Origin of the sequence: Streptomyces sp. NPDC087859, assembly GCF_044742595.1 — a bacterium.
GTDB classification, from domain to species: domain Bacteria; phylum Actinomycetota; class Actinomycetes; order Streptomycetales; family Streptomycetaceae; genus Streptomyces; species Streptomyces canus_F.
Genome location: NZ_JBIUUU010000023.1, coordinates 123,817 through 149,983, shown reverse-complemented (window position 1 = coordinate 149,983; position 26,167 = coordinate 123,817). Strand labels below are relative to the sequence as shown.

Below are 26,167 nucleotides of genomic sequence, written 5' to 3'. Positions count from 1 at the left end.
TGCAGCGCCGCCTCCCAGTGCAGGCTGCCCGGCAGTTTGCGCTCGCGAGATGCAGCGGCAGACGTCGGCGGCCTGTCTTCCCAATACTGATCGCGTTACCTTGACGACGGTCCGCGCCGAACCAGGGAGTGCACCACGCACTCACGATGGAGAGGTTCAGCGATGACCATTCCCCTCAGCCCGGCGCGTACCGCGCGGCTGTTCGCCGACCTCGACGCCCAACAGCGCGACCTCCTCGACGAGATCGCCACAGCAGGCACCGCATTGGACGAGACCCCGTCCGTCCCCCTGCCGCGCTGCCCTGCCTGCTGGCGCCGCCCGCGGCAGATCGTCATCGAGGGCGACACCACCCGTGTCGACTTCGACCGGTGCGGCCACGTCTTCACCCTCACCCGGGCGGCGCTTCTCGTCGGGCTCGCTGCGCAGCGTACGGCCTGAGCAGCGTGCGGCCCACCGTCCTGAGTGGGTGGTGGGCCCGTCACCCACCCGGTCACAACACGGCTACGCACCGCCCGCACCGCCGTCACGCGCGGCATGCTCACGTCCCTACCGACTCATCTCAGGGGGCGTCATGGCGAGCTACAGCGAAGTACAGAAGGCCGTACGGGTCGAGAAGTTCCGGATCTGGGCCGGGTGGCTGGCCGGGAACGTCATCATGGTGATCATCGCGAACGGCACGCAGGACATCGCCATCGTCAGCGTAGTGACGCAAGTGCTGTTCGTCGTCGTCTTCCTTGCGCTCACGGTGGCGCTGTTCCGGATGACGGGCGCGCTCAACCGGCGGGCCGAGGCAGCACGGCGTGAGGTGCTCGGCAACGACTGGCAGTGACACAACTGGCCAGACCCGGCGCCCAGTTGCATCCGGAGTGCGGGAGGATACGGTGCGCCGGTCCACGCGACCGGCGAAAGGGATCCCCCCGTGACCACCAGGCGACTGTGGAAGGCCCGGACGGGTCGGGCCGGCTGACTGATCCCCTGCTGCTCGGCGCCGCGTTCGGCCCGGGCAGCCACCCTGCCCGGGAGACCTTCGGATGAGAACGCACCTGGACCCGCCGATCACACTCGGGCTCCCGCTCGACGATCCCGAGCCGCCCGCGGACTGCGGGGTATGTACCGCGCCGGCCCGGCAGCGGACCGAGGCAACCGGGTCCGGCGACATGTCACGCGTCTGCGACCTGACCGTCGAGATCCGCAACCACCACCAGATGCAGCCCCTCCGGAGGCGGCAGTGAGCACCGCGTGCTGGGTATACGTGGCAGCCGGCACCGGAGCGGGCCACCTGCAACGCGTGGCCAGCAGCACCCAGTTCAACCGCATGCAGCGGGCATATCGGGCCTGCATCGACCACAGCCACCACTGCCAGACCTGCGCGGTCGACAGCACCGCCTGCGCCACGGCGGAGGACTTGTGGAGCATCTACCGGGCGGCGATGTCCCCGTAAGCGCCCCTGCCGCCGAGTCACGGTCTCGGCCGTGGGTCAAGGCGGCCGCCGTGTCGTCCCCCGTACAGGGCGGCCGCCGCACAAGCGCCCACCCGCCTTCTCAGCACCCCAGGCGATACGAGAGGGCGGGCAGGCCACTCCCCAGGGTCACAACACGGCACTGATCACGCCGCCGGCCAAGCCGACCGCTCCCCTGATGCACGCCGCGCTGCGCACCCTTGCACCCAAGACCCTGGAGACGGTCACCGATGTTGCCCAGCGTTGAAAACGCTGACGCGGGCGACGTTCACGATGCCGACGAAGGATGACGACGCCACCCCGCCCGTGACGGGCGGCTGTCGGCAAGGCGTCGCTTTCGTCGGCGAGGTGCCGGTGGTCTCAGTTCACTCCGGGCGGCACGCGCGTGGCCTGGTGGTAATACATTCGCCAGCCTGCGGCTTGGTCCCCCTTGCGCCAGATCGAGCTGTGCCTGGTCCTGCGCTCGCCCAGCGTGGTCTCGAAGGTCAGATGCACCAGACCCGGCGCGAGCAGCATCCCTGAGATCTCCGAGGGCTCATAGCGAGGACCATCCGCCGAACTGCCCAGATGGTCAGGCAGCTCGGCGAGCATGGCTTCATACGTCCATCGCCGCCCCGACCCACCGACCTCCACGAACTCCGGGTCAAGAAGCTCCCCGGCGCGTTCCCGCGAGGCGCGGACACGCGGATCCATGAGCTGCAACTCGCCCGCGATCGCCTGATTCACATCGTCTGCTGCACCGTCCATGAACACATCCTCACCAAGCTCGCAGGTACCGCGGCAACTGATTTCTTCTGCCGCCAGACGGAACCGTCCCCCGATCAGTGATCACGCTGGACCGCCTGGGGCGCCGGCTCTGCGCTTTTGTTGAGGAGTGCGCCGAACTACGTCCCCGGGGATGATCACCGGCAGCGGCTCGGGGACGTTGAAATCCAGCGGCCGTTCGACTGCGATCCGGGCAGGATGCCATCTTGTGAACCATGCACTGTGCGGCCTCGCGGCCAATGAGGCTCTGCCCGTCGAGTTGGTCGATCGCCTGATCTCGGTCGCGGACGCGGACATCGCCGACGGCCTCGCCAGTCGCGCGGACCTCAGCCGCCAGCAGGCGGTCAGCCTGGCCACGCAGGTCGAGGAGAGCGCCGTTCTTCTTGCGTACGCGGGTCTGCTGACCGCTGCCGACGTCGATCCCCTCACGCAGCCGCAGGCCGCACTCGCCCTACTTGAGGAGCGTTCTGGTGACTTGGAGTGGGCGCGGCTGTTCGCTGAGGACCCCGATGTCGAGCATCGGGTGAAGCTGGCCGCCTGTCCCCACCTTCCGGCCGATGTACGGGAGATGCTCGCCGCCGATCCAGACGTACGGGTCGTCGCGGAGCTCGCGTTGTGGACCACGGCGGACCTGGCGGCCCGTCTCGCGCGCCACCCGCATGCCGAGGTCCGCCGCGCGGTGGCGGCCAACGAGGCAACACCACCGCAGGTGCTGTCCATGCTGATCACCAGCGAGGGGCTGCCGCCAGCAGAGCGGTGCCTGGTCTGCGACAGCGAGGAGACGCCTTTTGCGCACGATCCGCACTGTCCGCGGCTGGACTGCGACCTGCGGACCGGTGCCTCGTGCACCGGCTCACACGAGTCCACCCTTCACGAGTTGGCGGAGCAGGCTCTGTGGAACCCCGCCACGCCGGTCGAGGCGCTCCTGCGATTCGCCGACCACCCTTCGGCGCTGCTGCGCTGCCGATTGGCTGCCCGCCCCGACCTGCCGCCACAGACAGCGGCGCGATTGGCCAGTGACCCTGTTCCCGGAGTGCGGGCCGATCTTGCGGAGAATCCGGCGATCGACAGCACCCTCATCCACGTGCTCGCGGCTGACCGTGGCCACGACGTACAGCGCAGACTGGCGCACAACCCCCGCGTACCGCTCGACGTACTTTCCGATCTGGCCTCCGCCACCAAGATCGGCTCGACGCTGCTGCCACGGATCGCCTCCGCTTCCCCCTCCGAGGTCGAGGACTTGTCCCGGTCGTCGAATCCGGTAGTGCGGACGCTCCTTGCCGAACGGCGTGACTTGCCAGCCAAGATCCGCGATCTGCTGGCCGACGACCTTGACGCGAAGGTGGTCAAGTCCATCGCCCGGCACCCGGGACTGTCGGAAGCTCAGCTTCGGTCCATGGTGGGACGCCACGGATCCAGGGTCATCGCCAAGGTGGCAGCCAACCCGGAGACGCCGTCTGCCCTGCTGGAGTATCTGACGGGATACATGACACCGGTCCGCAAAGCACTGCGCGAGGTCGCCCGGCACCGCAACGCGACCGGTCCAGCGCTGCTCGCCTGCTTGACGGACAGACAGGCACGGTCTTGGGCTGCCGGGCACCCAGCCCTGCCGCCAGAGGCCATCGTCGAACTTCTCACCGACCACGACTGGCAAGTGGTAGAAGCCGCTGCCTCGAACCCATCCCTGCCACCGACCGTCATGGCGGAGTTGATATCGGAGTTCACCAGGACGTAGGGCCGACGCAGCACGGTTCGGCACGGTGCGGCGTCATGTTGTCCTTCAGGCGGCGAAGCCGATGCTCGACACGTATTCGTACTGACCCCACTGGGAGCCGAGATCCGGCAGTCACCTACATAGCCAAGAGCTACCGCCGCGCAGCTGCGCAACCTGCGCACCGCCCCTCACCGGCACGCCCGGGCACGGATGAGGACCATCAGCGCGTCGACGGCGATCAGCCGTCTGCGGAAGATGGACGTCCTCCCGCAGAAACAGAAATCCAGCAGCGAAGCCGACGACCTGGACGGTCTGACCGAGCTGCGCAACGGTGTCGCTCGCCTCGGGACAGACAACGTGGACGACTACCTCGCGACCTTCGTCGCGACTATGGACAAGCTCTTGCAGCACCTGAGGCAGGAGGCCGACTCCTTCTGGGAGGCCTGGTCGGACACGGTCCGAATGATCCAGGACGACCGGGCGGACCGCCTGCAGAAGTACGTGCGCCTGCGGATGAACCAGGCCCGCCACCGGTTAAGGACGCGCATCGCGCACCTCCCCGAGGCAGCAGTCGACGGCGTTGAGCAGGCGGTGAGCGAACGCGGTCTGACCGTGGTCGAGGTGGGTCCGGCAAGGGCGCTGTTCCAGACCCTGAGCCGGTGCCCTGCCTGTCGCCGGGAGGCAGCCGTTCTGTTCCTGGCCGTAGGAGACTCCCCGCTGTTCGACTTGGAACTGAAGACCGAAGGTCTCCTGTGCGGACTGTGCGGGTTCCGCCTCTCCAGCGCGGAAGAAGTAGAGGCTGCTGGTTTGCCAACCGTTCTTCAGCATCCTCGAAGGGTGGCTGAGCCGCTTCAGCTTCGCCGTCGAGGAGAACCTCAGCCCGCAGGTGACCGGCCGCGCGTGGGTGCTGCGCCAGCGGGACCGGCACACTGTCGATGTCACGCTCTGGGCTGACGAGGCCTCCGCCCTTGCCTCGCTGGCGCAGCACGTGCGCAGTTCCTGGGACGACGTGGCGAGGGAAGACGGCGTCCCGTTCCGTCCGCCCGCCGGCGACCGCAGGGCCGTGGACCTCTTCTACGTCGCGGGAGGACATCGAGGGCTACACGCTGTACGACGCGGACATCTCCCGCTGCGTGCTCGCGCCCCGAAATCCCAGCCTCTCGGACGCCGAGCAGTGCGCGGAGGCGAACAGCGCGGCGGTGTTCCACGCGATGCGGGGGCCTGACGATGAGGGCCTGCCCTGCCTGGAGATCACGGGCATCCTCGTGTTCGCCTACCTCGACGCCGACCGGGAGGCCGTAGGGGTCTCCGCCCATCCGGACACCACGGATGAGCAGTTGGTCCGGGCCGACGGCACAGTGCCGACGGTGGTGGAGATCGGGGACACCACGGTGTTCGACAACCTCACCCCGCCGCCGGCCCCGGCACAGCCGACCGGATGGAAAGCCCGCTTCCGGCGCCTCACCCGCCGTACCCACTGGGACGTGCCGACAGGGGGGTTGCCCCCCTCACACAGAACACACTATTATTAGATGTAGGAGGTGTTCGCATGGCCCCATCCGTCACGCACGTGAGCGGCACCGTCGCCGGTGGCGTGGAAGTCCGCTTCACCCAGGACGGCATCGCTGTCTGCCGGTTCCGCCTCACCGAGACCCCCACACAGTGGGACACCGCCGCGCAGCAGTGGCGTGACCTGGACCCGATCCCGTACATCTGCACCGCCTGGCGGGACCTGGCCACAAACGCCGCCGAATCGCTCGTCGACGGGGTCAGCATCCTGACCAAGGGCCGCATCACCGGAGTCAGGGACAACGCCCTCTACCTGAGCGTCGACGACCTCGGCATCAGCCTGCGCAGACGCATCGCCTACACCGAGACCAGCCTGCCCAGCCCGATCGCCGCCCGCCCCTACACCGCTCCCCCGGCGCCACAGCCCGCCGCCACCTCCCACCCGCCTGCCTGGTGGGAGCAGAAGCAGACCGCCCACCAGCCCTAGCCGCTGATCACTTCCCCCTTCGCCCGCCCCGGCGCGGCACCGGTTCGCCTGCCGGTGCCGCGCCCTGCCCGAAAGGCCCGCCATCCATGCCCGCACACGCCCTGCCCGAACGAGCCGCACGCGCCGCGCTCGCCGCCCACTTCACCCCCAGCCAGCTCGCCGCCGACCTCGCCGAATACACCCCGGTGGAGGTGTGCGTCTGTTCGGGATTACCGAGAAGACTGTCATGCGCTACGTGGGGGCCGCCCATCCCGAACGCACGGCCAAGCTGCCGAGACGAGGCGGCCTTCAGCCTTCCGTGTCATCCGCATGCCACGGGGCGCCTGCTCGGGTAGCGCGCGCACCGGCAGCGATCCGCAGTGCATACACAGGTAGGTCGGCGGCGTTCGGTACAGGACCGAGGTAGTGGTGGCCTGTCATGTGGCACCAGGCGGGCAGGTCGAGAGGGGCGGCGGGGTCGGTGGCGATGACGTGGACGACGGTGCCCGGCTTGGCGCTGTCGATCTCCTTGCGCAGGCGCAGCAGGAGGGTGACGCAGAGCAGGCCGGTGCCGTCGACGGTGATGTCCGGCGCGGGTGTGTCGGGGATCGTGGGGTTCATCGGCGGTAGGCGGTGGCGGCGACGGCGGGCAGGAGGGCGAGGGAGAGGGCTCCGCCGGTCAGCGCGAGGGCGGGGTAGCTGGTGGCGGCGACCATGATGCCGGAGGCCATGCCGCCGGTGGCGCCGGCGATGGCGATGGAGACGTCGACCAGGCCCTGGGTCTTGGCGCGGGTGGCCAGCGGGACGGTGTCGGTGATGATCGCGGTGCCGGAGACAAGACCGAAGTTCCAGCCAAGGCCCAGCAGCGCCAGGGCGAGCGCGAGGAGGGCTACGGAGTCGCCGGGCGCAGCTGCGGCGAGAACGCTGGCGGCCAGGAGGGTGGTTCCGGAGGCGGCGGCGATCTTCATGTGGCCGTAGCGGTCGACGAGCCACCCGGTCAGCGGTGCGGGCAGGTACATGGCGCCGATGTGGATGCCGATGACGAGGCCGGAGGCGGCGGTGGAGTGGCCGTGGTCGTGCATGTGGACCGGTGTCATCGTCATGATCGCGACCATGACGAGCTGGGTGAGGATCATGACCAGCGCGCCCAGGACCACACCCCCGCGGCCCTCGCTGGTGTCGGCGGTATCGGGGGCGGCCGGGTTGGCTGCGGCGTCGGCTTCCTTGGCCTGGGCGACGGCGCGGGCCAGGAGCAGCGGGTCGGGGCGCAGCCAGAGGGCGAGGACGAGTGCGGCGAGCGCGTAGGCGGCGCCGGAGATGACGAAGAGTCCGGCGAGGTGGGGGATGCCGAGGTGTTCGGCGAGGGTGCCGGCGGGGGCGGCGAGGTTGGGTCCGGCGACGCCGCCGAGGGTGGTGGCGACGAGGACGGTGGAGACGGCGCGGGCGCGGTGGCCGGCTGGGGCGAGGTCGGCTCCGGCGTAGCGGGCCTGGAGGTTGGTGGCGGAGCCCGCGCCGTAGACGAACAGGGCGATGAACAGCAGGACCGGGTTGTCCAGGACGGCGGCGGTGATGACGCCTGCGGAGCCGATGGCGCCGGTGAGGTAGCCGGTGGCGAGGCCGGGGCGGCGGCCGCGGGCCTGGGAGATGCGTCCGACGGTGATGGCGGCGAGTGCGGATCCGGCGGTGAACAGGGCGCTGGGCAGTCCGGCGAGGCTGGTGGAGCCGAGCATGTCCTGCGCGAGGAGGGCGCCGACGGTGACGCCCGCGGCGAGACCGGCGCCGCTGAGGACCTGCGAGGCGACCAGGACACGCAGGATGCGGCGCTGCGCTTGGGCGGCGTCGGATATGGAGGCGGGGACGGCGGGTGCGGTGCTGGTCATGTCTCTTCCTGCGTGCGGCGGTTGGCAGTGGGTGCGTCAGTGGGTTGTGGTTGCTGGTGGCGTCCACTGCTGGTCGTGCCACGCCGGGTCGACGGGTGTGTGGGTGAGGTGGTTGGTGTAGTTGGACAGGGTCTTCATGCCGACGCCCAGGACGATGTCCAGGATCTGGCGGTGGGTGTGTCCGGCGGCGAGGAAGCTGGCGATGTCCTGCTCGTCGGCCCAGCCGCGCTTGTCGACGATGGCCTGGGTGAGGCGGCGTACGGCTTCCAGTGACGGGTCCTTCAACGTGGTGGCGTCGCGTAGGGCGTTGACGTCGTCCGGGGTGAGACCGGCGCGCAGGGCGAGGGTGGAGTGCGCGGCAACGCAGTGCGGGCAGGCGTTGGCGACGCTCGCGGTGAGCAGGACGACCTGTTGCGCGGGCTTCGGCAGGGAGGAAGCGGCGAACTGCTGGGCCAGGGCGGTGTAGCCGGCCAGGAGTTGCGGGGATTCGGCCATGACGGCGTTGAGGGTGGTGAGGAAACCCATGCGTTCGCGGGCCGCGGCGAGGTGCGGGAGGGCCTCGGCGGGTGCGGTGGCCTCGTCGTGGAGGGGGAAGCCGGTCACGGACATGGAGCCTTTCGTGCAGAGGTCGTACGGGACGCCCACCGGGCCCTCGTACAGGTCCGGTGGGCGGAAGGAAGAGGGCTGTCAGTCGCTGTCGAGGGCCTGGGCGAGATCGGCGATCAGGTCATCGGCGTCTTCGAGGCCGACGGACAGGCGGACCATGCTGTCGGCGATGCCCCGCTTGGCGCGCTCGGCCGGGTCCAGGCCGTGGTGGGTGGTGGTGATGGGCTGGGTGACCAAGGACTCGACTCCGCCGAGACTGGGCGCGATGGCGAACAGCCGCAGCCGGTCCACCACCGCGGCGGTCTGATCGGCATCCGCGTCCAGGACGGCGCTAAGCATGCCGCCCCCGCCGCGCATCTGCGCGTCCACGATGCGCTTCTGCTCGCCGGTTGCCAGCCCCGGGTAGTGGACGCGGGCCACGCGCGGGTGCGTGGCGAGGAAGGCGGCGACGGCCTGCGCGGTGTCGTTCTGCGCGCGGACCCGGACGGGCAGGGAGCGGATGGAGCGGGCGAGGAGGAAGGCGGTCTCGGGGGCGATGACCTGACCGAGGTTCTTGCGCCACCCTGCCACCGGGGCGAGGTGTTCGGCGGGGCCGGTCAGGACGCCGGCGGTCAGGTCGGAGTGGCCGCCAAGGTACTTGGTCGCGGAGTGCACGACCAGGTCCGCGCCGTGCTGAAGGGGGTTCTGGTTGACGGGGGTGGCGAAGGTGTTATCCACCACCGTCAGCGCGCCGACCGTGCGGGCCTGTTCGGCGATGGCGGCGATGTCGAAGACGGTCAGGGTGGGGTTGGCCGGGGTCTCGAAGAACACGATCCGGGTCCGGCCGGTCAGCACCTCGGGCAGCCGGTCGACCTCGTCGGCGCGCAGGAACGTGGTGGTGATGCCGACCTGCGGCAGGTTGTCGCCGAGGAGCTCGAAGGTGCCGCCGTAGACCTCGCCGATACACACGATGTGGTCGCCGGTGCGGCAGTGCGCGAGGAACGTGGCGGCTTCGGCGGCCATGCCGGAGGAGAACGCCAGGGCCTGCTCGGCGCCTTCGAGGTCGGCGAGCTTGGCCTCGGTGGAGCGGATGGTGGGGTTGAGGCCGTAGCGGGTGTAGAGGTTCCCGGGCTTGCGGCCTTCGACGACGTCGAGGAGGTCGGCGGTGGTGTCGAACGCGAAGGTGGAGTGGTTGTAGAGCGGGGTGTGGATGGCCCCTTCGCCGTCGCGGTGTTCGCCGGCGTGGACACTGCGGGTGGACAGTCCGTGCGCGGTGTTCTCGGTCATGCCTCTCCTGTTCGCGTCGGTTTTTCTAGCTTCGGGCCGGTCGGCCCGGTCACTGCGCGGCAGCCGCCTGGGTGAGGGCCGCTGCCACCGTCTCGATGTCGCTGGCCGTGGTCCAGCGGCCCAGGGACAACCGCAGCGCGCTGAGCGCGCGTTCCTGCTCGAGGCCCATGGCGGTGAGCACGGGGGAAGGGGTGTGGGTGCCGCTGTGGCAGGCCGAGCCGGTCGAGGCCGCGACCTCGGGGGCGGCGGCGAGGAGCTGATGCCCGAGGACACCGTCGATGCTGACGTTCAGGGTGTTCGGCAGGCGGTTCTTCCCCGGGCCGTTGAGGTGCACACGGCCAGGCACAGCGGCCGTCAGCCGCTGGTGGAGGTCGTCGCGCAGGGCTGCGATGCGGGCCGGGGCGCCGTCGGCGAGCTCGCCGGCCGCGAGTTGTGCGGCGGTGCCGAGCGCGACGGCCAGGGCGACGTTCTCCGTGCCCGCGCGCAGGCCGCGCTCCTGTCCACCGCCGTAGACGACCGGCTCCAGCCGCACCCCGTCACGCACGTACAGGGCGGCCGCGCCCTTCGGCGCGTACATCTTGTGCCCCACGACCGTCAGCAGGTCCACGCCCAGCTCGCCGACATCGAGGGGAATCTTGCCTACGGCCTGGGCGGCATCGCAGTGGAATAGTGCGCCGCGCTCGTGGGTGAGGGCCGCGAGTTCCGTGATCGGCTGGAGGGCGCCGGTCTCGTTGTTCGCCGCCATCACCGATACCAGCACCGTGTCCTCGGTGAGCGCGGCGGCCAGCGCGGCCGGGGCGACGAGCCCGTTGCCGTCGACCGGCAGCACGGTCACCCGGGCGCCGTGCAGCCGCTCAAGGGCCCGGCAGGCCTCCAGGACGGCCGGGTGCTCGGTTGCCTGGGTGATCACCTGCGGGTGCGGACGGCCCGAGGCGAGGACCGCGCCGCGCAGAGCGAGCAAGTCGGCTTCGGACCCGGAGCCGGTGAACACGATCTCGCCGGGCCCGGCACCGAGCAGGTCGGCGACCTGGGCGCGGGCCCCGGCCAGCCCCCGGCGGGGGGTGTCGGCGTAGGGATGGCTGCTGGAGGGGTTGCCGAAGAAGTCGGTCAGGTACGGCCACATCGCCGCGGCGACGCGCGGGTCGACGGGAGTGGTGGCGTTGTAGTCCAGGTAGACCGGCCCGCCGGCCAGTCCCGGGTGCGGCGGCAGGTCGCCGCCCGGAGCGTTCACGTCAGGTCCGAGGCGTCGACGGGCAGCTCCGACAGACGCCACTCCAGCATGCCGTCGTTGAGGCGGATCGCGCGGCGGCCGCGGTCAGTCAGCAACCGGACCGCGTCGTAGGCCAGAACGCAGTACTCGCCCCGGCAGTAGACGACGATCTCCAGATCCTCAGGCAGCTCGTTGATCCGCTCGGCCAGCTCGTTGACCGGGATGGAGAGGGCGCCGGGGATGTGTCCGGCGAGGTACTCCTCCACCGGCCGCACGTCCAGGATCACGACATCGCCGGCCGCCACGCGGGTGCGCAGTTCCTCGTGGCTCATCTCGCCGGTGGTGTCCTCGCCGAGGTAGGCGTCGCGGGCGGCGGGGACGGCGGCCTGGTGGGCTTCGGCGACCTTGCGCAGCAGCGCGAACAGCTGGGCGACGTCGTCGCCGGCGAGCCGGTAGTGGATGCGCACGCCTTCGCGGCGGGTGGCGACGAACCCGGCCTGCTTGAGGGTCTGCAGGTGCGCGGACGCGGTGGTCAGGTTCAGCCCGGCTGCCTTGGCGAGGGCGTCGACGGTGCGTTCGCCCTGGGCCAGCAGGTCCAGCAGTTCCAGGCGCTTTCCACTGGCCAGCGCCTTGCCGCTGGTCGCGAAGGCGTCGTAGAGGGCGGCCTTGGCGCCGCTCGTGGTGGCATCCCGCATTGCTTCCTCCAATAATCTATGGATTATTGTAACTGAAAGCTGGCGGCAATGGCTGCCCGCCAGGTTGTTCCGTTGGAAGGACACAGGATGGGCTTCGCCGACGACCACCTCATACCTCTGGTCGACCAGGGGCTGGGCAACAGCGCCTACCTCGTCGATCTCGGCGACGGCCGCGCGCTCGCGGTGGACGCCAGCCGCGACCTGCGGGCCCTGAAGGCAGCGGCCGCCCGGCGCGGTCTCACCGTCGCGTTCGCCGCCGACACCCACCTGCACGCCGACTTCCTCTCCGGCGCCGTCCAGCTCGCCCACGACGACGGAGCCGAAATCCTCGCCTCCGCCGCCGGGCGGCGGGCCTTCGGCCACCGGGGCCTCGGTGACGGCGACGAGGTCGATCTCGGCGGCCTGACTCTGCGGGCCCTGGCGACCCCCGGCCACACCGACGAGCACCTCTCCTTCCTCCTGCACGACGGCGGCCGGGAACTGGGGGTGTTCACCGGCGGCTCGATGATCGTGAACTCCGCCGCCCGCACCGATCTCCTCGGCGCCGGCCGCACCGAGGAACTCGCCCGGGCCCAGTACCGCTCGCTCCAGCGGCTGATCACCCTGCCTGACGCCACCGCTGTCTGGCCCACCCACGGCGCCGGCTCCTTCTGCTCCGCCGTCCGCGGAAACGAGCGCACCTCCACCATCGGCGCGCAGAAGCAGACCAACCCCCTCCTCGCTGCCGCGGACGAGGACGCCTTCGTCAAGCAGCTGGTGGCCGGCCTGGGCAGCTACCCCGACTACTTCGACCGCCTCGGCGAAGCCAACCGGCGCGGCCCCGCCGTCCTGAGTTCCGCCCCGCTGCTGCCCGCGCTCGACGCCGGCCAGGTCAAGGCGCTGCTCGCCGACGGCGCGCAGGTCGTCGACGTCCGCGCGGCGGCCGACTACGCGGCTGGCCACATCCCCGGCTCTCTCTCCATCCCGCTGCGCGGCCAGTTCGCCACCTGGCTCGGCTGGCTCCTGCCCAACCCCGACCCAGTCGTCTTCGTCACCAGTGAGGGCCAGGACCTCGCCGAGATCGTGTGGCAGTCGTACAAGATCGGCTACGAGCGTCTGGCCGGACGGCTCACGGGCGGCATGGCCGCCTGGATCGCCGACGGCAACCCGCAGACCACCACCGCCTTCCTCACCCCCGACCACGCCAAGGGCCGCCCCTACGTCGATGTCCGACAGGACACGGAGTTCGCCGCCGGACACGTCCCCGGCGCCCTGAACATCGAACTCGGCGCCCTCGCCGCAGCCGCCGTCGACGCCCCCGAGGGCGCGGTCGTCGCCTGCGCCCACGGCGAGCGCGGCATGACCGCCGCCAGCGTCCTGGAACGCGCCGGCCACACCGACATCGCCGTCCTCGACGGCGGAGCCACCGAGTACGCCCAGGCCCACGGCCAGCAGCTCATCCAGGGAACCGGGGACACCCCCTCGTGAGCACCACGCACCCCACCCCGACAACCGACGCCCACGGCCGGCCCGTACGGCTCGGATTGCGCGAGAACCGCCTGCAGTTCACCCTGCTGGTCATCGTCAACATCTGCGTCGGCGGCCTGGTCGGCCTCGAGCGCACCACCGTCCCGCTCATCGGCTCCGAGACCTTCGGCCTGACCAGCGACCTGGCCGTCTTCTCCTTCATCATCGCCTTCGGCCTCACCAAGGCGTTCACCAACCTCGCCGCCGGCGCCCTCACCGCCCGCTTCCGCCGCAAGCAACTGCTGGTGGCCGGCTGGGTCCTCGGCATTCCCGTCCCCTTTGCCCTGGCCTACGCGCCGTCGTGGGGGTGGATCGTCGCCGCGAACGTGCTGCTGGGCCTGAACCAGGGCCTGACCTGGTCGATGACCGTCAACATGAAGATCGACCTCGTCGGCCCTGCCCGCCGCGGGCTTGCGACCGGCCTGAACGAGGCCGCCGGTTACACCGCGGTCGGCGTCACTGCCCTGCTCACCGGCTACCTCGCCACCAGTTACGGCCTGCGCCCGGTCCCCGAACTCATCGGCGTCATCTTCGTCGTCGCGGGCCTCGCGCTGGCCCTGGTTGTCCGCGACACCGCCGCCCACGTCGCCCTCGAACTCGCCCACCACACCAAACCGCTGCCCACCGGCGAGGACACCGGCCTCAAGGCCACCTTCGTCCGGACCTCTTGGCGTAATCGATCCCTGCGCGGCGCCAGCCAGGCCGGGCTGATCAACAACCTCAACGACGGCCTGACCTGGGGCGTCTTCCCTCTGCTGTTCACCGACCACGGCCTGGGACTTGCCGCCGTCGGCCTGATCAAGGGCCTCTACCCGATCCTGTGGGGCCTCGGGCAGATCCCCACCGGTCACCTCGCCGACCGCATCGGCCGCAAACCCCTCATCGTCTACGGCATGCTCGTCCAGGCCGTCGGCTTCGTCCTCGCCCTCGCCCTGCTGGAGCGCCCGCTGCTCGCGGGCATCATCTCCGCGATCTTCCTCGGCCTGGGCACCGCCATGGTCTACCCGGCCCTCATCGCGTCCATCTCCGACCACGCCCACCCCGCCTGGCGGGCCAACGCCCTGGGGACGTACCGGTTCTGGCGCGACATCGGCTACGCCGCCGGCGCTCTCGTGGCCGGTGTGCTCGCCGACTGGCTCGGCCTGAACGCCACGGTCGTCGCCGCCGCCGTCCTCACCGCAGCCTCCGGGCTGCTCGCCGCCCGCTGGATCAGCGAACACCGCCCAGACGCCCACTGAGTCCGCACCCGGGCGACTAGTACGGGGTTTTGGTTTTCTGGACGGTCATCGCCGCTGTTGCGACCAAGGAGGGTTGTGACGCTTGCAGGGCAGCGGCTGCTGTGCACCCGTCGGCGCCGCAGTCGCAGCCCCGGCTGGCGCCGAGTCGGACGAGTGCGGCTGTACGCCGGGCTGGACCTGCTGCGAGTGAGCTGCACAGCGGCGCTCGCGCCGTCCGGTCAAGCGAGTCATCGGCCGTGCTGCCGTGCGGCATATACATGTGTAGTGGCAGGCCCGACTGTCGGGTCAGCGGCCAGTCAGATCGATGGCCCGCAGCCTCCCGATCACCGTCTCCAGTCCCTGCCGCACGACGTCCAACTGTGACTCCGGCATGTCGCCGAACAGGGCGACAGCCAACTCGTCCCGCCCTCCGCGCAGTGCCCTCGTAGTCGAGCGCCCCTCCTCGGTCAGGGAGACCAGAGTCGCGCGCCGGTCGGTCGGATGCGAGCCCCGCGCGACCAGACCGTCGTTCTCCAGCGCATCCAGGAGACCGGTCACATTGCGCGGAGTGACCTGCAGCTGTCGGGCCAGATCCCGCTGCGTCATCGGGCCTTCGTGGAACAGCGCCCACAGTACGCCCGCGCGCGCCGTGGTCAGGCCGCGTTCCGCCACGCCGCGTTGCATCATCGCGCCGAGCACCTCGGCAAGCTCAAACAGCCGGTCCAGCGAGACGCTGGCAGAAGCAGCAGAGTCTGACATATCGTGAAGTGGCTTCACTATGTAGCACCTCCGCTAAAAATCGTACCGCGACGATCTACCAGCACTGCTCCAGAGGAAGCCGGTGACCTGTCATGGCCGCGCAGAGCGTCCGCCACCCCCTGTTCGCCCGCTTCTACGCCAAAGTCGCAGGCCCCGGTCTGGCGAAGGCAGGCATCACCCAGCACCGAAAGCGCCTCCTGGCCGGCCTGTCCGGGCAGGTCATCGAAATCGGTGCGGGCAACGGACTGAACTTCCCGCACTACCCGCCCGAGGTGAAACGCCTCCTGGCGATCGAGCCGGAGCCGCGACTGCGCGCCCTCGCCGAGGAAGCAGCGCGCACCGCACCAGCAGATGTGGAGGTCGTGGACGGCCGGGCCGAACAACTCCCCGCTCCCGACGCCTCGTTCGACGCGGCCGTCGTCTGCCTGACCCTGTGCTCGGTGGCCGACCAGACGGCCGCGCTGGCCGAGATCCACCGCGTCCTGCGACCCGGCGGACACCTGCGCTTCTTCGAGCACGTACAAGCTGACACGCCCGGTATGCGCCGCGCCCAGCGCATCGTGGACGCCACCATCTGGCCGGTGCTGTGCGGCGGCTGCCACACCGGCCGCAACACCCAAACCGCCATCACCGCAGCCGGGTTCACCCTCACTCAGATGGAGAAGTTCGCCTTTCCCCCCACGCGCTTCCCCTCCCCGGCCGCCACCCACATCCTCGGCACCGCCGAGCGCACCCAGGAAGCAGGCCCGCGATGAGCAGCACTGAAAATCCCCCCGCATCCGTCCCGCTCGGGGACCTCACCGCCGCTCACGCCTCCGTCACACTGCTGGAGCGCCTGGCCGACAAGCTCGGCGGCCGCGCCTCCGTGACCGCGGTGTACGGCGAACCCATCACCCGGGACGGCATCACCGTCATCCCTGTCGCCCGCGTCGGCTTCGGATTCGGCGGCGGCGCCGGACGCGAGATCGGCACCACCAAGACCGGCGAAGGCGGCGGAGGAGGGGGCGGAGCGGAGGCCCGACCTCTCGGGTTCATCGAGATCAAAGACGGCACGGCCGTCTACAAGCCCATACGCGACCCTTTGACGGATGTGGTTCTCCCTCCAATGGTCCTGCTGGCCGGTGTCGTCGGCTCCAAGTCAGTGCGCACCTTGATCCGGATCAAGAACCGTCGGAGCCTCTGAGCACGAGGTCGGCGCTCCCTCTGGGGTCAACGGCGGCCGCCGCACGAAGGGACAAGCGGACAACTTCCAACCCTGTTCATAACTTGATCTCGACCCACCATCCCGGCATGGCGGGCACCACAGGAGCCAGTTCGGCCAGCGCGACCTCCACGGGGAACTCCACGTGCTCAGCCTCCGCCCACGAACGGCCGCCCGCCCGTCGGCCTACTCCGGGATGACATGGAGTGCCGTGTCCGGATTGCAGAACGGGCAGGCCTCGACATGCTCGTACAACGCCCTCCGCGCCTGGCCTTCGCTGATCGGCTGGATCCGGACGCCTTTCGCCATGGTGCAACCGCCCTGGTGAACCAGCGCGGGCGGGCTCCCGGCACCCATACCCCGCTCCAGCAGCCACTCGGGCGGAGGAGGGCGCCGATCCTCTGGCCGCCGCGGTGGCGGTGGGAGCCAGCGTCGTGGTGATGCTGATCGGCTGGATCCGGACGCCTTTCGCCGTGGTGCAACCGCCCTGGTGAACCAGCGCGGGCGGGCTCCCGGCACCCATACCCCGCTCCAGCAGCCACTCGGGCGGAGGAGGGCGCCGATCCTCTGGCCGCCGCGGTGGCGGTGGGAGCCAGCGTCGTGGTGATCAAGAACAGCCGGGAGGACAGCGGCGGGCGCTCGCAGTAAGCGCCGCCCTCTACCTCGGCTGCGCACTCGCTGTCCGCATCCGGCTACCCCGGCTGCAGCCGGGAGAGATCGGCGGGACACCCGGCAGCGCTCGGGGCGATGGCGGGGCCGTCCGGGCAAGCCTGCACGGTGCCGGCCTGCTGCTGCGCGGACACACGCTGCGACGACTGATGCTGGCCCAGTGGCTACCGCCCGCGTTCGTAGCCAGCGCGGAAGGCCTGGTCGCCGCGCTCCTGCTGCCGCTCGGCGTGTGGCTGTGCCTGCGCACCCTGCGCCCCGCCCGGCGGCGGACGGACGCGGCCGAGCCGTCGGCTCGCGTGCTCGCTGCTCTCGCCATGACGGTCGGGGGGGTCGGTGGGATCTACGGGATCGGCGGCGGTTCCCTGCTCGGGCCCATCCTCGCCGCGCGCGGCATGCCCATGGCCCGCATCGCACCGGCCACCCTCGCCGCCACCTTCACGACCTCCGTCGCCGGGGCCGCCGCGTACGCCGCGCTGGGCCTGGCGAGTCCCGGGCCCGTCGCGCCCGACTGGTGGCTAGGTCTGGCCTGCAGCGCCGGAGGGCTGATAGGCGGCTACCTCGGCGCACGGCTCCAGCCCCGCCTTCCCGAAACCGCGCTCCGGCTCCTGCTCGGAGCCCTCGCGGGCGCCCTCGGCGCGGTGTACGCCACCCAGGCCCTGGCCTGACCCCGAGACAGCCGGCTGAGGCGAGGAAGGCCCCGCCAGCCCGAACCCACGCGCTCGTCCATATCTGAGCGCCGCACACGATCCGGTTCCGGCGTCATCATGTCCGGGAATCCGCGAACCCGCGCGCTTCCGACCGCACGGCACAGAAGATCCGCCGCCAGGAACAGGGCCACCAATACGCCGAAGCCCAACTCATCGCGCTCGGAGCTCCGGTGCCCCGGGCCGGGTGCAACCCGGCCGTCTGGCTCCGGGAGGCCCTGGTCGCGGTCGGCGCCCGCAACGTACGGCACCGCGGAGCGCACCGCTACCGTATGGCGGCTCGGGCGCAGCCGGCGCGAGCGCGAGCAGATCAAGCTCGGCCTCCCCGCCCAACGGCCCTATCCCAAACAGCCCGACCCCGAACCGATCGCGGTCTGAGGGCTGTCCAGCCGCGCGGTCCGTGCCGCCCGACGCGGTCGCCCCTCTCACCGCCCATTGTCCCGTGCTCCCTCAGGAGGAGACCCATGCCCGACCTCTGGAAACCGCCGCCGACCCTCTCAGTGCACCAGCTCGAAGGCTTTCCCGTGATCGGCCACGCGCACGGCCCCAAGGACACCGCCCCTTGGTCGACGCTGCCCGGGAACCGGACCCGATACAGCATCCACGCCGTCGACACCGTCCAGAACAAGTTGCTCGTATCGATCGGCAGCGTCGTCCTCGGGGGCGGCACGGAATACCCGCACCCCCAACGAGGCGTCACCGGCTGGGCTTCCCTCGCGTGTTTCGACTGGCCCTGGCTCGGCAGGGCCCGCACCTGCACCGGCCCGTGGAAGACGCGGATGGTGTACCAGGCGTTCACCCCGCAGGTCCGCGCGCTCAGGAAGGAGACGGACAGCCCGCTGCTGTTCGCCAACGTGCTCGGGATGCGGGCCGAGGAGAGCGCGGAGCGCCGTAACCGGGAGGTGTGGCGCCGTACGACCGACAACTCGGCCCGGGTCGTCGACGAGTGGCTGCCCGCCCACCAGGTGAGCACCGGGGAGGTCTGGGCACGCACGGTCAGTGCGGGGCTGCGTATCACTGGTGCTACGACTCGCATCCCGGCGCCCAGGACCGGGCTGGTTCCCGTCGTTGTTCGTGCTCGGCCTGCACCCTGGCCAACCACCGTGATCTGCTGCTGATGGCCGGGCGCCGGCCGCGGCTGGCCGAGCTGTGCGCGCCGGTCGAACGAGTCCGCCAGGTGCCGTTCAATCCCAACATCACCATGGCCGAGCTCATCGCGCTGTCCCGTCGGCGCGACGCCCCAGACCCTGGCCTCGAGGTTGATGTCCTGTCTCGGACAAGTCCGGGCATTGTGCTGCGCTGACGTGCGGTGCCCGGACTTGAGTGAGATGGGATTCGGCGGTGTCTCACTCGGTCCGGGCAGGGAGCCGTACTCTCGCTGTCCAACGAGTGGCGGGTGCCAGCCGTGATGGGTTCAGGCGTCGGCGGGTGTCGCGTCGAGGGCGGCCGGGTCGAAGCCGGCCTCGGTCAGGACGTCGGCGGCCACGCCGCGGCCGACCTGGGCAAGGCCGATCAGCAGGTCGTCGCAGTCGATGCGGTCGGATCTGTGCTGCTCGGACCGTGCCTCCGCGATGTCGATGGCCTTGCGGGAGTAAGGAGTCCAGGCGATCCGCTCGGCCGCCTGGGATGCCCCCATGCTCAGCCGGGCCCTGACGGCCTGGTGGACCGTTTCAGGGGAGACGCCTGCAGTCTGCAGGAGGCGGGTGGCGCTGTTATCCTCCGCGGTCAGGCCCCACAACAGGTGCTCGGTGCCGATGTAGTTGTTGCGGTGATGCACCGCCGCTTGCTTGACGTGGACCATCGCCTGGCGGAGGTCGTCGGTCATCGTCTCGGGGCTGTAGCGCTTGTGCGGTGCGTGGAAGCGTTGCTGGACCGCCTGTCGGGTCACACCCAGGGACGCGCCGATGTCCGTCCACGAGTTGCCGTGCATCCGGCAGTGCTCGACGTAGTCCTCAACCAAGTCGTCTGCCAGGGCCTGAAGTTGACCCGCGAGTTGGGCGGCGACCGTGAGCAGGGCGAGCCAGTCGGGCTGTTCTTGACCGCCGGGGCGGTGTGCGGTGTCGCACCTCCGGTCGACTTCCGCGATGAGATCGTCCAGATCTGGAAGAGTCATGAGGCAAGTACGCCTTGACATTTCCAAACTGTCAAGACTCGCTTGCATCTCTTGTTTGAGGGGGCGGCGCCCGGACCTGACGGAGACGTCGGCCCACTTGCCCAGAGATCTCCGAGACTGCCCGAACATCACAGAGGCAGGACAGTTGAGGAGAGCGAGGACTTCGAGCGGATGGAGCGCGACGTCCACGCCGCCTTGTACAAGCCACCCACCTGGGACTCCAACGCCCCTACCGGGCCGGGGCGAGCTCCTGCACCGTGCCGCCGGATGCGATGGCCACAGCTGACCACCACACCGCCGCTCACGCCCATCCGGGAGCGATACTCGATGACGATGACGACGACCCAGCGCATCCTCGACCTCGCTGCGGCGGCACCGGCCCGCCACGGCGAGGACCTGGTGCTGCTCCTGGGCGAGGCGAACGAGCTGTACCAGCAGGGCCTTAAGGATCTGCACCGGGAGGTGGCAGACCGGCTCACCGGACGGGCCACCGCGGACCTGCTGGCCGCTGCGCAGGCGGCCGGGATGCCTTGTGATGCCTCACAGGACCGCGACGGGGTGATCCTGCTGCTGACTCTGGCCGAGTGGGAGAGGTCGCCGGCCGCCATGGCGTTCATCGACATGGCCGAGGCCGCCGCGCGCCGCGGAGTCCGCCTGATCCCCGAGGAGTAGGCCGGGAGCTGTCAGCGCGGCCACCGTGGGGAATTTGTGTGCCGCGGGCTGGACCCCCCACCGGAACTTCTGCCATTATTTGCTTTGTGTGCCGGGTTGGCTGGCACACTGCTGAACAGAAGGGGACGGTTCTGCCATGTCCTCGCACCGTGAACCTCGCCTGGCCGACGCTGCCGAGATCGCGGCTGAACACGGTCTGACGTCCGCTCGGATCAGCCAGTTCTACACCGAGCGCACCGAAAACACCGCCGGCACGGCGTTTCCCGAGCCGGTCGACAAGCGCGGCCGGGCGCGCCTGTGGGACCACGCGGAGGTCACCGAGTGGTTTTCGCATCGCGCCGCGGCGCGGCTCACCCAGCACCGGCCGCCCTCCCTCGATCCGGAGACGTTGCTGAACGCCTCGGACGCCTCGAGGTATCTCGGCTACAAGAACGCCAACCAGGTCAACACCTTCGTGCGGGACCACCCCGGCTACTTCCCCGAACCGGACGTCGTCGAAGAGATGGGCACGGCCGACAACCCCTACCGCCGCCAGCTGTGGAAGGTGGCGACGTTGCAGGAGTGGATGGCCAGCCGGCCCGGCCGCGGAAGGCGAGCCGGAGCCAAGCCGGCGCCGCCGCTGCCCGAGGTCTCCGCCGACGGTGATCTTGAGGAGTTGCTGGGGGCCAGCCAGGCGGCCGCGCTGCTGGGATACAAGAGCGTCGGATCCTTCTCCAGCGCCCTGTCGCAGGGCAACCTGCCGCTGCTGAAGACCGTGGACGGCATCGCCGAAGCGGGCCGTCAGAAGGGGCGCCGGCGGTGGACACGCCGGCGCATCCTGGACCAGGCCGCACAGCGCTCCAGTAGGTAGCACCTGGCAGTGAGCGGGCTACCGCGCACCGCCCCTATGAACGCGGCTCCCGGTATGGGGAGTTGGTCCCTTGCAGACCGGGGGCCGCACGATGGCCGGCATGGCGTGGATCGCCACCACGCCCCGCAGCAGCACCTGCCGCTGCGGACCGGCCATCGCCCCGTCTTTCAACCGCTCGCGGGGGCGGTTCCAAAGCCCCGTCCGGCCAGCGGCGTGGTCGGCCCGACCAGGCGGATTCCAGCGGTCGTTGCAACAGGTTGAGTGCCGCAACGGTTTCGGTTCCGGCGATGATCAGTGTTGCCAGTCTGTTTCGCCGCCTGGGCCAACCAGGACGGGATCGATTCCTGAGCCGGTGAGGTTCCACGACTCGTAGTCGGGGTCTGGCTCGATGCTGAGCCGAGTGCCGTCGTCGAAGCCGAGGGACAGGGTGCCTTGCCCGGTGACCTCGGCTTCGGTGACGCGCCTGGCGAACAGGCCGAGTACCGGCGCCAGGGACGGCCCACTGGCCGGCATCAGTAGGGCCTGATGGCCTGAGGAGTCCGTCAGGGTGAACGATGTCTCGATGACGAGCTCGCCCTCGATGCGGATGCGGCCGTCTGGGGCGTGATCGGTGAAGCTGATCCGGACCTGGTGGTCGAAAGCCGTGCGTGTGACACGGGTGCCGACCAGTTCCGCAGGTGCTCTCACCGCTCCCCCTGCCGCGGTTGTGCCGTGTGTCGACGGAAAACCGACGACCGGCTCCATTGGGCCTTGAGCAGTGTAGACAGGCGCTCGGTCGGCCTTTCCCAGCAGAGCGTCCTGCGGGGCCTGCCGTTCAGTTCGGCGGCAACCATTCATTGATCCACAAGTAGGAAGTACGTCTCGTTCTTGCACCAACGGCCTGATGCCCTGGGACCTTCGCTTCTCACGAAATTCGACGTCCATCGCCACCTCTGAGCCGAGGTGTTGCAACGATCGCTAGAACCCAGACCATAACCCCGACCACGAGGTCGTTTTGGGATCGTGACCGTGGTCGGGGTCTCGTGGTCGGGGCCATGGTCTGGGCCAGCCGGTTGTCTGTCTTTCATGACCCGTTCCTCTTCAGGTGTTCCGGCCGCTGAACTGGCCCCCAGCCCTGCTGAGCCGTTGCGCTTGCAGGCTCTGACCGTGCTCGCGCTGCACCGGATGGCCACGACCGGCCAGCTGCTCCAGATGCTGCGGCCGACCGGCTCCCGCCAACTGGTTTCCCGGGCGCTGAACAAGCTGCGCTCCGCAGGCCTCGTGGACCTCACCCCGCTGCCGGACTCGGACCGATCGCGTACGCACGCCTGGTACCTCACCCCGGAAGGGGCGCTTCTGACCCGCGATCACCCCCTCCTGCGGGGACGGCCGCCGTACCCCATCACCTCGGCAACAGCAGCGTCGCTCAAGACGCCGCACACGCTGACCGTCGTACGCGCCCACCTGCCGTTCGCGGCCGACGCACGCCGCCTCGGGCACGAGCACGGCCCATGGGACTGGACTCCCGAGGTGGCGCATTCCATCGGTGAGGGCGAGCGGCTCGTGGCCGACGCCGTCCTGCACTACACCGTCATCGACAGCGAACGCCGTCGCAAGCTGCGCGCGTTCGTGGAAGTCGACCGCACCACCATGAGCAGCGAGCGCCTGGCCGTGAAGCTCATCGAGTACGCCAGACTGTTCCACTACGAAGCCCAGCCGGTCGGACGCCGCCGATCTGTCTCCCCCGGCCCGGCGTGGCTGCGCTGGTATCCCGTCTTCCCCCGCATCCTCTTCGTGCTCACCGGCGCCTCCCGCGCCCGGCTGGACGACCGCATCAGCGACCTGCAGGCGATGGTTGCCCACCACCCGCTCGTGGCAGCCCTCGCCCGCGAGGTGCAGCTGGGCGCCGCCGTCCTCGAGGACATCGAGGAGCACGCTCCCTCCGGGCCGGTCTGGGTGCCGCTGACCGGGGGCGAACCCCGCCCGTGGACCGACCTGTAACCACGTCGGCCGTGTGCGTGTACCCGGGGGGATGGGAAGTCAGGCTCCTTGTCGTCTGCGAAAACGCTCGTCGAGAACCTCCAGCCCCTCGGAGTCGGTTCCGCACAGGGCCGCTTGCGCGCGCTCGCTGATCGCTGTGGACTGCCCAGGTACCGTGACCGTGCGGGCGGCGGATGCCTGGGCGCCTGACCTCGAGGGGTCGGCTTGGCGCATCGCGTGGGCGATGCGGTGGGTCAGGGTCGTGTGGCGGCGCCGGCTGGGTGCGGTTGTTGGCGACTGCTCGTTCGTCGGCCTCGCTTTGACCGATGATGCCTTGGCGGGTGCGGGTGCGGGTGCGGGTGCGGGTGACGGTGCTGTAGAGCAGGTTGCGCTGAAAAAGCATCCTCCCGGCCAGAGGAGCATGGGGACGACGACACACGGATACTCACTCCCGCGAAAGGGCCTGTCAAACGTTCGTTTGGCAGGCCCTACGAGGCCAAGGCGATGTCGGCACAGCTGCCGCGAATGCGCCTCGCGGCAGCCCCGCCCGCACTTACGGGGCCAGCGCCTGGCCGATGTGAGATGCGGCTGGTAGGCCGAGTGTGCCGGGTCCGTAGTTGAGGCCGCTGGTGTAGATGACGCCGGTGGCGTCGGTGTCGATCTGCAACAGTGTGCCGTCGCCGGTGTTCTCGCCTTCGGCGCCGATGGCGAGGTCAGCTCGGGCGGTGCCGCGTAGATCAGTGAGGGTCACCGCGGAACCGAAGCGGTCGCCTGCTTCCGTGTCACCGGAGATGTCCGTGGTGTCCTGGCTGATCGCCAGAGATCCGGTGCCGGTCAATCCCATTGATCCGCCGGGCAGGAGCAGGGTGGCGCCGGCGTTGGCTCTGGCGACTTCGGCCCGCGTGATGTCCTCGTTGGGCAGTCCTGTTAGGACATCGGCGTAGCCGTCGAGATTGTAGTCGCCGATGGAGACGGAGGCGCCCATGGCGTCGCCGGCTTCGGCTGATCCGGGTATGCCGGTGCTGTCTTGGTGGATGGTGGTGGCGCCGGTGGTGGTGAGGCCGTTGAGGGAGCCGTAGAAGGCGGTGACCTGTCCTCCGGAGTAAGCCGCGGATTCGGCGGTGTAGGGCTGGCCGACGACTACGTCTGCGATTCCGTCACCGTTGATGTCGCCGGATGCAATGGACCGGCCGCCCTTGGCCCCGAGCAGGCCATTGGGCTGGAGGCCGGTTGCGGATCCCTTGAACAACATCACGCGCCCTGTTCCGTCGGGATCGAGGTAAGTAGTGGCGATGTCTGCGTAACCGTCCTTGTTGAAGTCGCCTGTTGCGGCATCGGGGTTGGTCACCGTTCCCGTCGCACTGGTCAGCAGGCGCCCGCTCTTTGCTGCGGCCGACGCGCTGTCGTAGACCCACCAGCTGGTCGGTGTGCCGGGGGCAATGGCGAAGATGTCGGCCTTGCCGTCGCTGTTGAAGTCGCCGACGGTCACTGCATCCCCCAACCGTGCTCCGTTGACGCGGTCGGCGGTAGCCAGGCTGTAGCCGGCGCCCGTGTCCAGTGCAGGACCGTAGAGGGCGACCATGTAGCCGGCGTCGGTGTGGCCGCTGGTGTCGTCCTCAGCGGGTGCGCCGACGACGAGGTCGGCGTACCCGTCGCCGTTTAGGTCTCCGTAGGCGCTGTCAGCGCCGAATGCGTCGCCTGCTTCGGCGCTGCCTGGCACGCCGGTCGAGTCCTGGGAGAGGACCCGCTTGGCTGCCGAGTTCGGGCCGGTTGTGTTGCCAGGTATGACGGTGACGGCTCCCGCCCCGGTGAGAGTGCCCACGGGCGACTGGGGGGTGCCGACAACGAGGTCGTTGACACCGTTCCGGTTGTAGTCCGCTGTGGGGATGGCGGAGCTTCCCGCCGGGCTTGCGGCATAGGAGCGGATACTAGGCAGCTTTGTCGCCAGGTTCTCGTCCGGGCTGGAAGCAGGCATGGCGTCGCTCGCGCTGGCGATGACCGGAAGCGTCGCCTGCTCTCCCGCCTGGTACTTGCCGTTGGAGGTCGTCGCGGTCATGACCACGCTGCCCAGCGGGTCTCGTCCGGAGGAGCTGAGCTTCCATGCCGCGAGTCGAGCGAGCGCCTCCAAGGCGACTGGGGTCGGCTTACCGGAACCCATGTCTCCGAGAAGGGCGACACCGACGGAGTCGTTGTTGAAGCCAACTGTGTGAAACCCGTTGACGGGGCGGTCGACGCCGCCGGCACGGCCTTCGAAGATCGTGCCGCACTTGTCGACGAGGAAGTTGAAGCCGATGTCGTTCCACATGTGGTCCGGATCGGTCATGTGGTAAGCCTGGATGCCTTTGACCATGGCGGGAGAGTCGGCACAGCTGTAGTCATTCGTTCCACCCGAGGGGTGGACGAAGACGGCCTTGACCTCCGTGCCGTAACTGGCTGTTTCGGGGAGGTCCTCGTTCGCGCCCCACCCGGCGCGGTTGGTGATCGGGGGACGGGCAGCGACCGCTGCTGCGGCGTCGGCGTCGGTGGTAGTGAGAGGGCCGCTGAACGTGGTGAGCGGCGTTGACGTGCCGCGCTGTCGCACGGAATCAACCATCGGTTCGATGAGCTTGACGCTCACTTCGGTGGGCACTTCCTGCCCGTCTCCCGCAGCGACGACACGGGCTTCCACGGCGTCGGATTGCCCCACCCACCTGGGCTCGGTCCGCCCGGACACCATGCGCCTGTGAGCCGAGGCCTCGGACGCGGTGCTGCTGTTGACATGAAGATCCAGCCAGTCAGACCACTTGCCCGTCGTGACACTGCGCACGCGTACCTGCGTCGTGCCTTCGAGCGATGCCGCACCGCCAGTCCAGACGGCGCCGACCATTGAGAACGGCTCCGTAACGGTACGGGGCAGCCTCTGTCTGAAGCGCGACTCCCGCTCCATAGACAGGGAGTGCACGGCGGT

The 26,167-nt window shown here is 69.8% G+C and carries 29 protein-coding genes; 17 read left to right on the top strand and 12 right to left on the bottom strand.

Going from position 1 to position 26,167, the window contains the following annotated elements:
* The first annotated feature begins 162 nt into the window (after positions 1 to 162).
* From ACIOHP_RS42180 to ACIOHP_RS42165, 4 genes are all read left to right on the top strand, one after another.
* Positions 163 to 438 carry a hypothetical protein gene (locus ACIOHP_RS42180; protein ID WP_401895867.1) on the top strand — a complete coding sequence of 92 codons (276 nt, stop codon included), beginning with the start codon at positions 163 to 165 and terminating at the stop codon, positions 436 to 438.
* 133 nt (positions 439 to 571) lie between these two features.
* Complete coding sequence (locus tag ACIOHP_RS42175; protein ID WP_401895865.1) at positions 572 to 829, top strand: hypothetical protein; 258 nt, start codon at positions 572 to 574, stop codon at positions 827 to 829.
* Positions 830 to 1,031: 202 nt separating this feature from the next.
* A complete protein-coding gene (locus ACIOHP_RS42170) occupies positions 1,032 to 1,232 on the top strand; it encodes a hypothetical protein (RefSeq protein ID WP_401895862.1) in 201 nt (66 codons plus the stop codon).
* 56 nt (positions 1,233 to 1,288) lie between these two features.
* Positions 1,289 to 1,441 (top strand): hypothetical protein, encoded by a 153-nt coding sequence (locus tag ACIOHP_RS42165; protein WP_401895860.1) that lies wholly within the window; start codon positions 1,289 to 1,291, stop codon positions 1,439 to 1,441.
* Between the two features lie 378 nt (positions 1,442 to 1,819).
* Here ACIOHP_RS42165 and ACIOHP_RS42160 read toward each other — a convergent pair whose 3' ends face one another.
* The gene (locus ACIOHP_RS42160; RefSeq protein WP_401895858.1) at positions 1,820 to 2,206 is read right to left on the bottom strand and encodes a DUF4440 domain-containing protein; all 387 of its coding nucleotides are present in this window, start codon (positions 2,204 to 2,206) and stop codon (positions 1,820 to 1,822) included.
* 226 nt (positions 2,207 to 2,432) lie between these two features.
* On the opposite strand from ACIOHP_RS42160, the gene ACIOHP_RS42155 reads away from it, so the two are divergent.
* The 4 genes from ACIOHP_RS42155 (at position 2,433) to ACIOHP_RS42140 (ending at position 5,934) form a co-directional block, all read left to right on the top strand.
* Positions 2,433 to 3,959 carry a hypothetical protein gene (locus ACIOHP_RS42155; RefSeq protein ID WP_401895916.1) on the top strand — a complete coding sequence of 509 codons (1,527 nt, stop codon included), beginning with the start codon at positions 2,433 to 2,435 and terminating at the stop codon, positions 3,957 to 3,959.
* A gap of 189 nt (positions 3,960 to 4,148) precedes the next feature.
* A complete protein-coding gene (locus ACIOHP_RS42150; RefSeq protein ID WP_401895855.1) occupies positions 4,149 to 4,892 on the top strand; it encodes a hypothetical protein in 744 nt (247 codons plus the stop codon).
* Positions 4,893 to 5,071: 179 nt separating this feature from the next.
* On the top strand, positions 5,072 to 5,470 hold the full coding sequence (locus ACIOHP_RS42145; protein WP_401895853.1) for a hypothetical protein: 399 nt from the start codon (positions 5,072 to 5,074) through the stop codon (positions 5,468 to 5,470).
* A gap of 17 nt (positions 5,471 to 5,487) precedes the next feature.
* Entirely contained in the window at positions 5,488 to 5,934 is a 447-nt protein-coding gene (locus tag ACIOHP_RS42140) for a single-stranded DNA-binding protein (protein ID WP_401895851.1), read from the top strand.
* 288 nt (positions 5,935 to 6,222) lie between these two features.
* On the opposite strand, the gene ACIOHP_RS42135 is transcribed toward ACIOHP_RS42140, so the two are convergent.
* From ACIOHP_RS42135 to ACIOHP_RS42110, 6 genes are all read right to left on the bottom strand, one after another.
* Positions 6,223 to 6,534, bottom strand: a complete 312-nt coding sequence (locus ACIOHP_RS42135; protein ID WP_401895849.1) for a sulfurtransferase TusA family protein — start codon at positions 6,532 to 6,534, stop codon at positions 6,223 to 6,225.
* Positions 6,531 to 7,793 (bottom strand): MFS transporter, encoded by a 1,263-nt coding sequence (locus tag ACIOHP_RS42130; RefSeq protein ID WP_401895847.1) that lies wholly within the window; start codon positions 7,791 to 7,793, stop codon positions 6,531 to 6,533. The genes ACIOHP_RS42135 and ACIOHP_RS42130 overlap by 4 nt, the downstream gene beginning before the upstream one ends.
* A gap of 36 nt (positions 7,794 to 7,829) precedes the next feature.
* Positions 7,830 to 8,402 carry a carboxymuconolactone decarboxylase family protein gene (locus ACIOHP_RS42125; protein WP_401895846.1) on the bottom strand — a complete coding sequence of 191 codons (573 nt, stop codon included), beginning with the start codon at positions 8,400 to 8,402 and terminating at the stop codon, positions 7,830 to 7,832.
* Between the two features lie 78 nt (positions 8,403 to 8,480).
* Entirely contained in the window at positions 8,481 to 9,665 is a 1,185-nt protein-coding gene (locus ACIOHP_RS42120; RefSeq protein WP_401895843.1) for a trans-sulfuration enzyme family protein, read from the bottom strand.
* Positions 9,666 to 9,714: 49 nt separating this feature from the next.
* Entirely contained in the window at positions 9,715 to 10,896 is a 1,182-nt protein-coding gene (locus tag ACIOHP_RS42115) for a cysteine desulfurase family protein (RefSeq protein WP_401895841.1), read from the bottom strand.
* A complete protein-coding gene (locus tag ACIOHP_RS42110) occupies positions 10,893 to 11,570 on the bottom strand; it encodes an ArsR/SmtB family transcription factor (protein ID WP_401895838.1) in 678 nt (225 codons plus the stop codon). Before ACIOHP_RS42110 ends, ACIOHP_RS42115 begins: the two co-directional genes overlap by 4 nt.
* An 87-nt stretch (positions 11,571 to 11,657) precedes the next feature.
* Between ACIOHP_RS42110 and ACIOHP_RS42105 the strand changes: the two genes are divergently transcribed.
* Both ACIOHP_RS42105 and ACIOHP_RS42100 read left to right on the top strand, forming a co-directional pair.
* The gene (locus ACIOHP_RS42105; RefSeq protein ID WP_401895836.1) at positions 11,658 to 13,037 is read left to right on the top strand and encodes a rhodanese-like domain-containing protein; all 1,380 of its coding nucleotides are present in this window, start codon (positions 11,658 to 11,660) and stop codon (positions 13,035 to 13,037) included.
* On the top strand, positions 13,034 to 14,314 hold the full coding sequence (locus ACIOHP_RS42100; protein ID WP_401895834.1) for an MFS transporter: 1,281 nt from the start codon (positions 13,034 to 13,036) through the stop codon (positions 14,312 to 14,314). The genes ACIOHP_RS42105 and ACIOHP_RS42100 overlap by 4 nt, the downstream gene beginning before the upstream one ends.
* Positions 14,315 to 14,599: 285 nt before the next feature.
* On the opposite strand, the gene ACIOHP_RS42095 is transcribed toward ACIOHP_RS42100, so the two are convergent.
* On the bottom strand, positions 14,600 to 15,070 hold the full coding sequence (locus tag ACIOHP_RS42095; RefSeq protein ID WP_401895831.1) for a MarR family winged helix-turn-helix transcriptional regulator: 471 nt from the start codon (positions 15,068 to 15,070) through the stop codon (positions 14,600 to 14,602).
* Between the two features lie 74 nt (positions 15,071 to 15,144).
* On the opposite strand from ACIOHP_RS42095, the gene ACIOHP_RS42090 reads away from it, so the two are divergent.
* Positions 15,145 to 15,807, top strand: a complete 663-nt coding sequence (locus ACIOHP_RS42090) for a class I SAM-dependent methyltransferase (protein ID WP_401895829.1) — start codon at positions 15,145 to 15,147, stop codon at positions 15,805 to 15,807.
* Entirely contained in the window at positions 15,804 to 16,235 is a 432-nt protein-coding gene (locus ACIOHP_RS42085; protein WP_401895826.1) for a spore germination protein GerW family protein, read from the top strand. Before ACIOHP_RS42090 ends, ACIOHP_RS42085 begins: the two co-directional genes overlap by 4 nt.
* Before the next feature lie 204 nt (positions 16,236 to 16,439).
* Here ACIOHP_RS42085 and ACIOHP_RS42080 read toward each other — a convergent pair whose 3' ends face one another.
* A complete protein-coding gene (locus ACIOHP_RS42080) occupies positions 16,440 to 16,772 on the bottom strand; it encodes a DUF6233 domain-containing protein (RefSeq protein ID WP_401895825.1) in 333 nt (110 codons plus the stop codon).
* A 167-nt stretch (positions 16,773 to 16,939) separates the two neighbouring features.
* On the opposite strand from ACIOHP_RS42080, the gene ACIOHP_RS42075 reads away from it, so the two are divergent.
* Both ACIOHP_RS42075 and ACIOHP_RS42070 read left to right on the top strand, forming a co-directional pair.
* Entirely contained in the window at positions 16,940 to 17,587 is a 648-nt protein-coding gene (locus ACIOHP_RS42075) for a TSUP family transporter (protein WP_401895914.1), read from the top strand.
* Positions 17,588 to 18,090: 503 nt separating this feature from the next.
* Entirely contained in the window at positions 18,091 to 18,744 is a 654-nt protein-coding gene (locus ACIOHP_RS42070; protein WP_401895823.1) for a hypothetical protein, read from the top strand.
* 296 nt (positions 18,745 to 19,040) lie between these two features.
* Here ACIOHP_RS42070 and ACIOHP_RS42065 read toward each other — a convergent pair whose 3' ends face one another.
* Positions 19,041 to 19,739: a Clp protease N-terminal domain-containing protein gene (locus ACIOHP_RS42065; RefSeq protein WP_401895822.1), complete on the bottom strand. Its 699-nt coding sequence runs from the start codon at positions 19,737 to 19,739 to the stop codon at positions 19,041 to 19,043.
* 327 nt (positions 19,740 to 20,066) lie between these two features.
* On the opposite strand from ACIOHP_RS42065, the gene ACIOHP_RS42060 reads away from it, so the two are divergent.
* Entirely contained in the window at positions 20,067 to 20,411 is a 345-nt protein-coding gene (locus tag ACIOHP_RS42060) for a hypothetical protein (protein WP_401895819.1), read from the top strand.
* 136 nt (positions 20,412 to 20,547) lie between these two features.
* Positions 20,548 to 21,261 carry a hypothetical protein gene (locus ACIOHP_RS42055; protein ID WP_401895816.1) on the top strand — a complete coding sequence of 238 codons (714 nt, stop codon included), beginning with the start codon at positions 20,548 to 20,550 and terminating at the stop codon, positions 21,259 to 21,261.
* A 291-nt stretch (positions 21,262 to 21,552) separates the two neighbouring features.
* Here ACIOHP_RS42055 and ACIOHP_RS42050 read toward each other — a convergent pair whose 3' ends face one another.
* Positions 21,553 to 22,005 (bottom strand): DUF6188 family protein, encoded by a 453-nt coding sequence (locus tag ACIOHP_RS42050; protein ID WP_401895814.1) that lies wholly within the window; start codon positions 22,003 to 22,005, stop codon positions 21,553 to 21,555.
* Between the two features lie 321 nt (positions 22,006 to 22,326).
* Here ACIOHP_RS42050 and ACIOHP_RS42045 point away from each other — a divergent pair, with 321 nt between their 5' ends.
* Positions 22,327 to 23,241 carry a replication-relaxation family protein gene (locus ACIOHP_RS42045; protein ID WP_401895812.1) on the top strand — a complete coding sequence of 305 codons (915 nt, stop codon included), beginning with the start codon at positions 22,327 to 22,329 and terminating at the stop codon, positions 23,239 to 23,241.
* A 532-nt stretch (positions 23,242 to 23,773) separates the two neighbouring features.
* On the opposite strand, the gene ACIOHP_RS42040 is transcribed toward ACIOHP_RS42045, so the two are convergent.
* Entirely contained in the window at positions 23,774 to 26,086 is a 2,313-nt protein-coding gene (locus tag ACIOHP_RS42040) for an FG-GAP-like repeat-containing protein (protein WP_401895810.1), read from the bottom strand.
* Positions 26,087 to 26,167 lie beyond the last annotated feature (81 nt).